An 11,689-nucleotide genomic window follows, 5' to 3' on the forward strand; every position below is an offset into this window, starting at 1 on the left:
ACCTGCCCCCTTATCCAATTGTTTGCACTTCCTTCTCTAAACACTCAATGCATATATGAGCATTATCCGTATTTGCTTCACGGAGATATGTTTTATCAAAATGAGTAATAGTTAATGGCATTTTTAAGGTCCACATGCACGACTCATTACAAACAGAGCATGTAGGAACGTTTATAGTTTCTTCTTCCATTTACACCACCTCACGATAATTTCTTTGTATTTTATTGTTAATCTATTAATTTAAATGTAGTATTATAAGTAACTCATCATAAAAGGAGCTGATACATATGTGGAAAAAAATCAATAATTACAAATATCATTTAAAAGATTTAAAATTTATGATTTGGCTATTCCCCATCATTGGGCTAATATATGCTTGTGAATTCTTCTATGGGCTAATGTTCCATCAAGAATTTCATTGGACTAAATTAATATTTATAGCAATTATGCTTATAGGATTTTTAGATATAAAAAAGAAAATTAGAAACAATGATTATAGAACAGATTGAATTAACAAGCGATCTTGAATTCATTTTCGAATCTTACTTATATAAATCATTGTCAGGAGAATCTGCAGGTTTGCAGGTTCTTTTTTTAAAATAAAAAAGCAGCGGATTCGCTACTTTAGTTGTTTCTTATTTATAAACTGAAATCTTCTAATGATTTATCTATCTCATCTTGTTGGATTCCTATATAACGTAATGTAATTGATGGAGCAGAATGATTAAAGATTGTTTGTAGCATTACTACATCTTTTGTCTTTTGGTAATAATGATATCCAAAAGTTTTTCTAAGAGTGTGCGTTCCAATTTCATCAAGCCCTACTTTTTCAGCAGCAGCGTTCATAATTCGATAAGCTTGGATTCTCGTGATCGGTTTCCCTGTCTTTTTAGAAGCAAATAAGCAATCTGTTTCGTTCATTCCATTTACATACTCATTTATTTTTTCTCTTAACGTTGTATTGATAATGAAACGCTTATCTTTTCCGGTCTTCTGTTCTTTAATTACAATGTGAGTTCTTTCTTTCACATCATTTACATGTAACTTTAATAAGTCACTAATTCTTAGACCTGTATTGATTCCCATTTCAAATAAAAACAAATCACGATAAGATTGGCGACGTAAAACCTCTTTCACTTCTTCTAATTTTTTCTTATCTCGAATTGGTTGCACAAACTTCATTCCTTACCCCTCCATACGTTATGTTACATTAGATGTATCTTTATTATACAATATGTTACATAAAATATGGTAGTTATTTTTATAAATAGACAAAAAACGTTGATATAACAGCATTTATCTTCACAAATCTAATGTAACAAAATATATGATGTGTTACATTAGACTATATTTTCAATCAATTACCATTAAATGGGTTGAGTTGAGTTTGTTTTGTTAATCCTTATCTTTCCTTAACAACAAACAAGGCACCACCCAGATCACGGCAGCGCCTACGATAATTGCTATACACATGTTTGTTCTATCTACATAGTAAAATAAAACACCCATAATGGACACATCACATCATAAGATTAGTAACCCTATTTTCTGTCCGTTGATTATTATGTTTATAGACCTAGATTATGCACATCTATATTCAGTAAGCGCATACCCTATTACATGAATACTACTTTAGGAGTGATTATATTATGAATCCTTTCCCGATGAGGATTGTTGTAGCTCCAGCTTCGACTTGGCAACATTTAATTCACCATCCTTCATATGGTCAATATGGTATGCAACCTGGGCATATCCCCTTTACTCCTACAATTGCGCCTTCTCCTGTAATATACCAATATCATTATATTTTTCCAGCATTGTATTTCCAAGAGTTTCACGGTACATTTAACATCTAATCTAAATAGAAAAATATCCGTTATCTGTACCATTGATGGTCAATTCATGTTATACCTAAAACAGTATTTAAATACGTTTAATGTGTAATTTCTATATAACAAAGAAAAAAGCACCCGTTTTGGATGCTACTCTTTAATTAATACTATTCTTGGTTTACTTCCTTCATACGGACCAATAACTCTATTCTCTTCAAGACAATCAATAATCTTTTCTGCACTAGTATAAGCAACTCTAAATCTACATTGAATCCGAGTTACTTATGCAGCTTGTTAGCTTCTTCTATAATGTTTCCCTGCAATTTCATCACTTAAATGTGTTTCCGTCATATAAATTCTACCTCCCACACAAATAATAAAAAGCGCACGAATGGATGCTTTGATATAAATTATTAATTTGTACTTCAATTACGGTAAATGAAGTTTTATCCTTCTTCCAATCACCTAATATTAAGTATCAATCTATTAATACACTATTAAGTAACTGGAAGAAGAGCAAAAGCTCTCCTTAATAACGGTATCATTCAATCGTTACCATCTGCTGGTTTCGGATTTTATGTGCCATCATTACGAACCGTTTAGAATTTTAAAAACAACATAATGAGTTGTGTTTCCCGCCACTTCCCACAATACAAATATAACACGTTAATTCCAAAATAACCGGCACATTTCCTGCCAAAAAGCGGTCACGACTCTGCCAACTTTTTCATAGTTCAAATTTTTCCACTGCATCTGTTAATTCCACTGATACACCGAAAATACTTTTTTTCATTTCTGTCATTTTCTTTTTTATAATCCACTGTGGATAATTCAATTCTTCTAGAATATTTCTAAAATAAGTTGGATTTAGCTTTAACACATCAGGATTTCTTCCAGTATTCCTTTTGTATCTAATTATTACTTCTAATAGTTCTTCATTTAACATGAATTACAATTACCTCCCCCTTACATTTTATATTTATGTATATACACCATTCAATTCCTTGATACTACCACTTACCCTTATCTTATATTTTGTGTAACTACGCCAAACGCTACAGCCCTTGATATTGATAGCTTCATAGCACTTTCTCTTTTGAGTTACACAACATAATAAAAATGAATAACCGTATAGAATAGGGTAGCACCACATGTTCATCAAGTTAAAGGTTTAATGTACCAGAAATTAGGAAGATTTTATTCTGTTAGCTTGATAGTGATAGGATACAGCCAACATTTCGGAAGCTTTGTATGTTAGACGAATTTTAACCTAAAAAATTCGAATTCTTGTACGTGAAGTGCAGTGATATTTCATTCATATAATCCGTATTATCTGAAGTTAATAAAGTCCGTTACACTCTCTTCTTTAGGAACGTTTCCATAATATCCTTCTTGAACTTTTCATAATCAAACTGAAAAGCTACATTATGCGTTTTATAGCCTGGATTAGTAACAAAACGAAAGTCTGCAATGCTTTGACCAAATCCTTCCCCTTGATCAGGAATTACTTTAATGGGTACCCTTGAAAGGCTAACAGCCTCTTGATTCAGCAAATACCACACCGTTACAAAATCATGCATAGGACTTCCACTTATACCAGGATTCGACTTGGAGTAGAAATTATAATAATAATCTAACATAGGTTTGATGATGAGTCCTGCAAGATCCTGTGTATTCCGATGAAATGCATCGATTTGCTGGACCATTTCGGGTGTAACAATCGCATGTTGAGTCACATTTAAAGGAATAACCGTCAAGTTCTTTGCATGCTGCAGAATTAAGTTTGCTGCATAAGGGTCTGAGTAAAAGTTAGCTTCAGCCACAGCAGTTACGTTACCTGGGTAGAAAAAAGCTCCCCCCATGCAAATGCATTCTCTTACGTTTCGCATTGTTTCTAAATTCAATACAAAAGTCGTAGCTAGCGAAGAAAGTCTTCCTAAATTGATAATTGTAAGATCTTCTAAATTTGATTCTATAATTTGATAAATATCATTTAAGGAATAAACTGGATATGGAATTTCAGGGGGACTAATAGGTCCTAATCCGACTTTTCCATGTACCTCAGGGAAATACTGAATCAATATACCTGTCAACGGTACAGAAGCACCAAGGAATACAGGTATCTCTTCTCTTCCCGCAATGTACTTCAAATAGTTAATATTCCTTATTACATTTTCTCTTGATACATTTCCATAATCGGCTACAATTCCTACAAGTTGAATGTCTTTACGAAAAAAGATGTACAATATAGCAAACGCATCATCAATCCCCAAATCTGTGAACAGGAGAACCTTTTTTTGCATATCTCTTCCTCCAAAATTTATAGAATTCTACTTTCACTAATGATGTAGTGATTAGACTAAGCTTGTATGTATATATTGTATGTATTCTTAAAGAGTGAATTCTATTCACTTGAAATAGCTTTGCTCATCTAGATTTGATATTATGTTCAAGCGTAAGTTTCTGTTCTTAAGTCGATAGGCATGTGTTGCTATCCTCGAACTAAAAAGAAAAAGCAATGATTAAATTTTAAACCTAGTCATTGCTTTATCCATTGCATCTTGGTTTACTCCTATATATCGTAATGTTACTCGTTCACTTGAATGATTGAATATCTCCATCAGCAAAGCTATATTCTTTGTCTGCATGTACATATGGTATCCGAATGTCTTACGTAGTGTATGTGTTCCAATCTCGTCTAAACCAAACTCTGCTGCTGTGGTACTAAGTATTTTATATACCATGCTTCTTCCTATTGGTCGATTCTTTCCTTGTCTGCTCTTAATTAAATACTCATAGTCTTCCATATCTTCAATGTACCACTTTAACTCTCTTCTTAATGCTGCAGTAATTTGAATACGTTTCTGCTTACCTGTCTTCATTTCACGCATTGAAATGTGACTACCCTTTAAATCTCCAACCTTCAGTTTTAAAATGTCACTAATACGTAGACCTGTATTAATCCCTATTACAAACAAGATATAATTACGCTCACTCATTTCTTTTAAATACTCTTTAATTTGCTTTATTTGCTCTGGATCACGTATTGGTTGAACAAAGTTCATTACTCATTACCTCCAGCTTCTTCAGTCTCATAAACTTCTAATCTAAGTGCAAAAGCTAAATTATAAAACGCCCTGGACTTCCAACGGCGATATGTACGTTCAGCCATTCCAATTTCGTTATAAACCATATAATCACATATGGCTTCTTCGTCTAAATAACGCTTATTTATAATATCCCTCTGAATCTTTCCTGCACAACTATTACCTAAGCGACTTAAAAACTGATTAATACGGAATGACATTAACTCCAACCACTCTTCATGCTCACTTTGTTGTATATTTGCAATTGCCACATCCTCCAAAGGCTTTCCAACAGCATGTGTTGGACCATGTTCTTTAACTTCATAAGAAGGAGTGACTTTCATTTCCTTACGAATCACTCCGAACTGTCTATATATACGTACACTTTCAAGAACACCCTCTAACTTCTCTTGTGTTGCTGCTCTATCGATTTTTGGTAAGAAAGATAATTGTTTAGTCATGTAAGACCACTCCTTTTTATTTTTTATTACTTTTGTCTTAACGCTCCACGTCTACGTTCATAGCAAGGTCTATGTATCCCCATTAAATCTTCAATTTCACGAGTACTAAATTTCTCTTTTCCTTTTTTTTCTTTTTCGATTGGTTCGATTGCTTTTTCCATTCACGTAATTGATCTTTTAATACCTTCATTCCCCACATCCCCTTTCAAAAATAAAGAGGACACCAAATCTTAAAACAGCTTTATCGCTGCTCTAAAAATTGGTGTCCTCTAGTTTTCTAGCCGGACTATATTCTGTTTTCAAGCCCATTTCTCTCTCCCCATGAATAAAACTCAACATTCTGTTTATATTAAAACTACATCTAGAGACACATCCCTGTTTAGAGCGGCTAGCTTTTGTTAGCTGCTCTTTTATTTATGACCAAATGAAACTTTTTAACCGAATTACTTTCATATAACATTTCCAATCTTGCTTACACTATAACTGTAACTTTAAGTTACACAACTATTACTTGTAGGGCCTAATTTTCTTTTGTGTAACAAGTGGTTAGCTCATAAAGTTAACCACTTTGTTACGTTAAATATTTTTTATTTCTCAATACTTAACATCTGGAATTAAGTCTCATTTGTTGATACTATACTGTTGACATTGATTTTCCTCATATGCAATTTTTGTAAAGGGCCTGTTCTCTCACATCAGGCCCTTTTTGAATTTCACCTTCACTACAAAAGGATTATTTTGTTTAAATCTTCCTTAAATCTTATTGTTACTTCTTAATACACAAACGAATTCCTGTATAATACAATTTATTAATTAACAGGAGTGCTAAATATGCCTGATACATTAAGAATCATTATTTATATCATTGTAGTAGTTGGTGCATCCGCTACTTTGATAAAAGAGTTTAAAAAGCCTCAAAAAAATATCTTTTTGATTTCGTTCAATTTTTTGATTTTCATAGGGTTTACATATTTGTTAACAAAGAAATTGATGTAATTTACATAGTAAATAATCACTTTCTCCCTTGGAGTACCGAGCAGTTAGCTTTTGCTAGCTGCTCTTTTTTATTTAAATTTCATTGTCACTCCTAATACGGCATTTTCATATGTTATTTTGTAGCCGCATCTTTTCAGTTGTGAGCTCATTCATTTTATTTCTTAAAAACCTTCATGAAGTATCATGCACTATACACTCTGTGGAAGAGCACTGTTCGAAGGTGCTCTTTTTTCGTAATGGAGCAGTTAGCTTTTACTAGCTGCTCTTTTTGCCATACAAGTTCCTATTTGCTTTAAAATGAATAAACTATCTTGAACCTTACTTTTCATCCATTCACTGGTTCATGACTTACAAACATAACCCCAATACATGGAATGTTTTTATGCGAGCACTCTGGAACAAGTGCTCGTTTTACTTTGGTGTTTTTATACAAAATGAAATTTTTGTTTAGTTTTCTTTCCTGCATAATATTTCGATATCCGTTTATACTATAGTTGTATCCTATGCTACTTCTAAAAGCGTACAATGGAGCAGTTAGCTACTTCAGCTAGCTGATTTGTTGTGCCAAATAATTTTTTATTTCTCAACAACCATTATTGGAATTAAAATCCCAATAATGTTAATATGAAAGTAACTTTCAGTCAAAATTATTAACATGTCAAGTGTTGTTCCCTTTTAAAAGGTCCTGTGTCAACCAGGGCCTTTTAAACTTGTTCCCTACTAAAATAGCTTTTTTTCAAATACTTCACGCCCATGAAAAAATTACATTTGGTATCACGTACTCTTTTACACTAAGAGCTTTGATCCGAAGAGCACTTATATATAATATAGTGCTCTTTTTGGTATGGAATGTGAAATAAAGGCTTGCTCTTAAAACCTTTTATGTAATTATTGTGGGGGGGTTCCTTACACCAGTGTGTCTGTTTACTCATAAGTTGTTAAAGTATAAATATAAATTGTTAGTTAATTTATAAGGGAGGTGTAAACATGAGTAAATTTAAAAAGAATTGTCACATACCCTTTCCATGTTCCTTTCCTTTACCTCAAATAGGGCCTACTGGAATAACTGGAGCGACAGGACCTACCGGGATAACCGGAGCAACCGGACCTTCTGGTGGACCTCCGGGACCTACCGGACCTACTGGAATTCAAGGTAGCCTGGGACCTACTGGGCCTCAAGGTATTTCTGGACCTCAAGGGATTCCTGGGATTTCTGGATCTATTGGTCCAACTGGACCTTCTGGAATTCAAGGTATCCAAGGTATCCAAGGCATTCCTGGCATTCAAGGTCCTATTGGACCCACTGGAATAACAGGGGTCACTGGAATTCAAGGGATTCCTGGCATTCAAGGGATTCCTGGCATTCAAGGGATTCCTGGTCCGACCGGCCCTCAAGGGATTCCTGGCATTCCTGGTTCTGTAGGTCCAACTGGACCTTCTGGAGCTGTTGGACCTACCGGCCCTTCCGGGGGACCGCCAGGACCAACGGGCCCGACTGGACCTTCTGGGGGACCACCAGGACCAACCGGAGTGACTGGACCCACTGGACCCACTGGGTCACCAGGACCAACCGGACTTCAAGGGATCCAAGGGATTCCTGGCCCCACTGGACCTCAAGGAAGTCAAGGGATTCAGGGGATTCAAGGTAATCCGGGGCCTATTGGTCCTATTGGACCCACTGGAATAACTGGGGCGACTGGAATTCAGGGTATCCAAGGTATTCAAGGTAATCCAGGACTTATTGGACCTATCGGCCCGACTGGCCCAACTGGGCTTCAAGGTATCCAAGGCATCCAAGGCATTCCTGGGCCTACTGGATTACCAGGAACCGCTGGAGCTACCGGACCTACCGGACTTACAGTATCTGGGTTAGCTCATTATGCTTATGTTTTCAATACAGCAGCTCAAGTTGTTGCCTTAGAAGCACCTATTCTTTTTAATTCACATGGTAGAATGACATCTGGTTTTACTCATACGCTGGGAACTTCTCAATTAATGGTTCTTAATGCAGGAGATTATAAAATTTCTTTTTCTGTATCAGGAGTTGAGCCTAATCAATTCACACTTTTTTTAAATGGTGCTCCGGTTACCAGCGCAGTTTATGGATCAGGCGCAGGGACTCAACCAAACAACGGCCAAACAATCCTCGCTTTAGCTGCAGGCGATATTATTACCCTTAATAATCATACTTCTGCTGCTGCAGTTACTTTGCAGACTTTGGCAGGTGGAACACAAACGAATATAAATGCTTCGATTGTAATTGAAAAATTAAATTAATTTAATCATTTATTTCTTGAAACTCTAGCAGTTAATAACCTAGAGTGGATTCTTTTTTTAACAAGCAGTTAGCTTTTGCTAGCTGCTCTTTTAATTAAAATAACGATTTTGTTATATATGTTTTTTCACACTTCATAAGAAAATACATATATTAATATGGGCTGCACATGTATTCATGCTTACAAATTAAGCCTAGTGAGCTGACACCTATTTTCTATTAAAAATCTTGGTCAGAGAGCGCTTTTTAAAGCGCTCTTTATATTTAAATAAAGATTTTATTTAATCTCGCACCTAAATCAAAAACATACATACAATATTATGGGTATTCTTTTTCAACATTAGTTTTAGTCAGAGCGCCTTTCTCTCAAGGCGCTCTTTATTATTTAATGACAGGCTCCATAATTCCATGTAAGGCATACAATATTAAAAATTTACTCGTGAAAATCTGATTACGATTTTTTTAGATTTTCTATATCTCATGAAACATTCACCTACCTTACTAAGGGCGCATATAAAAATGCACTCTTTTTATTTGTTGTTAAATAAGGATTTTGTTTTACTTGTACTAGCTATCCGTCCCTTGTATAAATGCACCTTTTTTACATACCATATTAAAATCCAAATAATCCTCTTTTAGGACGGTACTAATATGAACAAGACATTAAAATACATTTTAACCTTCTTTTGTGTAGTGTTTTATATTGCCATAATTAGCTGTATTATTTATCTAAACTTTGTTTCAGAGCATTTTATTCCTCCAAGCAAGAAATCTAAGATCGCACATAACCATTTATAATTAGGCATAAGTAACGCTCTACAAGGCATTCTTTAGCTTTAAAATAAGATTTTGTTTAGATTTCATTAACCTTACTGATTCTTTGGCATACAATATTATCACAAGGAATTCCACAGGTTGCTCTGGTCCAGTTACCTTGAATTTCTTGCAGACCTTGTGGGAAGAATCCGTTTATAAAAGACGGGTTCTTTTATTTTTCCTGGAAAAATAATAAAGTTTGTTTGTATTTTTTATTACTGCCCATTTCCTCTTATTCTGCATTCCTATAAATAGACAACAGCATAGGATAAACAGTAAATGATAAAATCATGAGAGGAGCTTGGATATGCAATATAATCCACGTTATTATCAATGTCAAAGCTCAATGGATAGCATCTGGAATAACAATAATTGGATTTACGGTTGGAATCCTTATTATTACAGTTACAACAATAATGCTTGGGACCACAACCGAAATCCTTGTTGTGAAAATGTTAGATTAACAGATTATGGAGCTAGACCATTTGTATTGAATATTAATCAAGCCACCAAACAAAACAATACTTACCGAACCGCTATCTGGACAGGAAAAAACTTACAAGTAACTTTAATGAGTATTAATGTTGGTGATGACATAGGTTTAGAAGTACACCCTACAACCGATCAATTCATACGTATTGAAGAGGGTCAAGGACTCGTTCAAATGGGTGATAACAAAGATAAATTAGATTTTCAAGAAATGGTCTATGATGACTATGCAATTATGATACCTGCTGGAAAATGGCATAATGTAATTAATATGGGGAATAAACCACTTAAAATTTACTCTATATATGCACCGCCAGAACATCCCTATGGTACAGTTCATGAAACAAAAGCGATTGCCATGTCTACTGAAGCAAATCGGTATTACTAATGAGAAAATATCTTAGTCTTAAACAAAATTATTGCTTAAATACTTCAAAACCATAAAAAATTTAAAATAACTCTTAGTCATAGAGCCACTTAAAAACCACTCTTTAATTTTTGAATAAAGATTTTATCTATATCTATTCACTAATCTCATACTCTGACATACAATAATAGTGCCTTTCTATATAATGTGAGTTCGTCACTGTCGTTATAATGAGGTATAAGGAGCGCTCACGATTAGCGCTCTTTTTATTTAAATAAAGATTTTATTTACTTTTGCTAGCTACCCTTCCCTTGTATAAATGCACCTTTTTTACATACCATATTAAAATCCAAATAATCCTCTTTTAGGACGGTACTAATATGAACAAGACATTAAAATACATTTTAATCTTCTTTTGTGCATTGTTTTATATTGTAATTATGGGCTGTATTGTCTATCTAAACTTTGTTTAAGAGTATTTTATTTCCAAGCAAGAAATCTAAGATCAAACATAAACATTTATAATTAGTAGGCATAAGGAGCGCACTACAAGGCGCTCTTTAGCTTTAAAATAAGAATTTTGTTAAAAACTTACATACAAATGTTTTTCGTTATATAATTAAATTATCAATATATTAGGAGTGTTAATTATGTCAGAAACAATAATGATTTTGTTATACATTTGTTTCGGATTGAGTGCAGTTTTTAGCTTAATAAAGGAATTGAAAAAGCCACAAAAAAACCAGTTCTTGATTTTAGTTGATTCTCTAATTTTGCTAGGAGCTCTATTCCTAGTAAGTAGCATCTTCATCTAAATTACATAACCAGAACTCTATTAGGAAGCAGTTCAAAAAGTGAACTGCTTTTTTTATTAAATTAACTATTTTATGAAGCTTTTAAATATCCGATTTCCCGTGCATATTCACGCATCTTTTCCATCCCTTCTTCTGACCAACCCCAATGAGTACAGTACAATCCTCCATAACCATTTCTACCGTTCGAATTGTCATTACCAAATATAAAGTCCGTGAAATCTCTGATTAATCCCCACATTGTTCCGCCACCAGAGAAATTATGTTCCTGTTTCTTGTTCATGTAAGAACTTCTTGTCATACGCATCGGAACATTCGTGCCATGATTAATGAACCATAGATTTCTACCATCATGCTTAAAATGTGCTGTTCTATCCTTGTAACGAAAGAACTCCCTCTCATAATCTACAAGATACTTAATAAGTGAATTCACGATTTCAATGCGTTTTTGTTTGTCCATCTCCCATTCTCCTTTATGAATAATCCTTTTTATATTACACATACTACCTGCAAACCGACTTCCCACCGGCTTCACTCTTTCAAATCGGAGCTCTC

Annotated in this window: 10 protein-coding genes and 2 pseudogenes; 4 read left to right on the top strand and 8 right to left on the bottom strand. The window is 34.2% G+C overall.

Annotated features, from left to right (window positions below; genetic code table 11):
• Positions 1–10 precede the first annotated feature (10 nt).
• Positions 11–190: a hypothetical protein gene (locus AU379_RS13250; protein WP_061139384.1), complete on the bottom strand. Its 180-nt coding sequence runs from the start codon at positions 188–190 to the stop codon at positions 11–13.
• 97 nt (positions 191–287) lie between these two features.
• On the opposite strand from AU379_RS13250, the gene AU379_RS13255 reads away from it, so the two are divergent.
• Positions 288–509 carry a hypothetical protein gene (locus tag AU379_RS13255; RefSeq protein WP_000265602.1) on the top strand — a complete coding sequence of 74 codons (222 nt, stop codon included), beginning with the start codon at positions 288–290 and terminating at the stop codon, positions 507–509.
• A gap of 130 nt (positions 510–639) precedes the next feature.
• On the opposite strand, the gene AU379_RS13260 is transcribed toward AU379_RS13255, so the two are convergent.
• Positions 640–1,182, bottom strand: coding sequence for a site-specific integrase (locus AU379_RS13260; RefSeq protein WP_061139385.1), 543 nt, complete (start codon positions 1,180–1,182; stop codon positions 640–642).
• Between the two features lie 467 nt (positions 1,183–1,649).
• On the opposite strand from AU379_RS13260, the gene AU379_RS13265 reads away from it, so the two are divergent.
• Entirely contained in the window at positions 1,650–1,856 is a 207-nt protein-coding gene (locus AU379_RS13265) for a hypothetical protein (RefSeq protein WP_061139386.1), read from the top strand.
• 126 nt (positions 1,857–1,982) lie between these two features.
• On the opposite strand, the pseudogene AU379_RS30290 reads toward AU379_RS13265, so the two are convergent.
• The 5 genes and pseudogenes from AU379_RS30290 to AU379_RS13285 form a co-directional block, all read right to left on the bottom strand.
• Positions 1,983–2,126 (bottom strand): annotated as a pseudogene (locus AU379_RS30290) (DNA translocase FtsK); the annotation flags it as partial.
• A 433-nt stretch (positions 2,127–2,559) separates the two neighbouring features.
• On the bottom strand, positions 2,560–2,778 hold the full coding sequence (locus AU379_RS13270) for a hypothetical protein (protein ID WP_000930974.1): 219 nt from the start codon (positions 2,776–2,778) through the stop codon (positions 2,560–2,562).
• A gap of 406 nt (positions 2,779–3,184) precedes the next feature.
• Complete coding sequence (locus tag AU379_RS13275; RefSeq protein ID WP_061139387.1) at positions 3,185–4,135, bottom strand: nucleoside hydrolase; 951 nt, start codon at positions 4,133–4,135, stop codon at positions 3,185–3,187.
• 219 nt (positions 4,136–4,354) lie between these two features.
• Positions 4,355–4,897 carry a site-specific integrase gene (locus AU379_RS13280; RefSeq protein ID WP_061139388.1) on the bottom strand — a complete coding sequence of 181 codons (543 nt, stop codon included), beginning with the start codon at positions 4,895–4,897 and terminating at the stop codon, positions 4,355–4,357.
• Positions 4,872–5,379, bottom strand: a pseudogene (locus AU379_RS13285) (ArpU family phage packaging/lysis transcriptional regulator). The gene AU379_RS13280 and the pseudogene AU379_RS13285 overlap by 26 nt, the downstream one beginning before the upstream one ends.
• Before the next feature lie 1,983 nt (positions 5,380–7,362).
• On the opposite strand from AU379_RS13285, the gene AU379_RS13290 reads away from it, so the two are divergent.
• Together AU379_RS13290 and AU379_RS13295 are read left to right on the top strand one after the other, a co-directional pair.
• Complete coding sequence (locus tag AU379_RS13290; protein WP_061139390.1) at positions 7,363–8,652, top strand: hypothetical protein; 1,290 nt, start codon at positions 7,363–7,365, stop codon at positions 8,650–8,652.
• A gap of 1,121 nt (positions 8,653–9,773) precedes the next feature.
• A complete protein-coding gene (locus AU379_RS13295; protein ID WP_001199851.1) occupies positions 9,774–10,343 on the top strand; it encodes a cupin domain-containing protein in 570 nt (189 codons plus the stop codon).
• Between the two features lie 864 nt (positions 10,344–11,207).
• Here AU379_RS13295 and AU379_RS13300 read toward each other — a convergent pair.
• Positions 11,208–11,594 carry a hypothetical protein gene (locus tag AU379_RS13300; protein ID WP_061139391.1) on the bottom strand — a complete coding sequence of 129 codons (387 nt, stop codon included), beginning with the start codon at positions 11,592–11,594 and terminating at the stop codon, positions 11,208–11,210.
• Between the last annotated feature and the right edge of the window lie 95 nt (positions 11,595–11,689).

Source organism: Bacillus sp. JH7, from assembly GCF_001563515.1.
Lineage (GTDB): Bacteria > Bacillota > Bacilli > Bacillales > Bacillaceae_G > Bacillus_A > Bacillus_A cereus.

Excerpts from the sequence above, each read along its gene's own strand:
- AU379_RS13255 (WP_000265602.1), top strand. The coding sequence starts at position 288 with ATGTGGAAAAAAATCAATAATTACAAATATCATTTAAAAGATTTAAAA.
- AU379_RS13275 (WP_061139387.1), bottom strand. The coding sequence starts at position 4,135 with ATGCAAAAAAAGGTTCTCCTGTTCACAGATTTGGGGATTGATGATGCG.
- AU379_RS13300 (WP_061139391.1), bottom strand. The coding sequence starts at position 11,594 with ATGGACAAACAAAAACGCATTGAAATCGTGAATTCACTTATTAAGTAT.
- AU379_RS13260 (WP_061139385.1), bottom strand. The coding sequence starts at position 1,182 with ATGAAGTTTGTGCAACCAATTCGAGATAAGAAAAAATTAGAAGAAGTG.
- AU379_RS13290 (WP_061139390.1), top strand. The coding sequence starts at position 7,363 with ATGAGTAAATTTAAAAAGAATTGTCACATACCCTTTCCATGTTCCTTT.
- AU379_RS13265 (WP_061139386.1), top strand. The coding sequence starts at position 1,650 with ATGAATCCTTTCCCGATGAGGATTGTTGTAGCTCCAGCTTCGACTTGG.
- AU379_RS13270 (WP_000930974.1), bottom strand. The coding sequence starts at position 2,778 with ATGTTAAATGAAGAACTATTAGAAGTAATAATTAGATACAAAAGGAAT.
- AU379_RS13280 (WP_061139388.1), bottom strand. The coding sequence starts at position 4,897 with ATGAACTTTGTTCAACCAATACGTGATCCAGAGCAAATAAAGCAAATT.
- AU379_RS13295 (WP_001199851.1), top strand. The coding sequence starts at position 9,774 with ATGCAATATAATCCACGTTATTATCAATGTCAAAGCTCAATGGATAGC.
- AU379_RS13250 (WP_061139384.1), bottom strand. The coding sequence starts at position 190 with ATGGAAGAAGAAACTATAAACGTTCCTACATGCTCTGTTTGTAATGAG.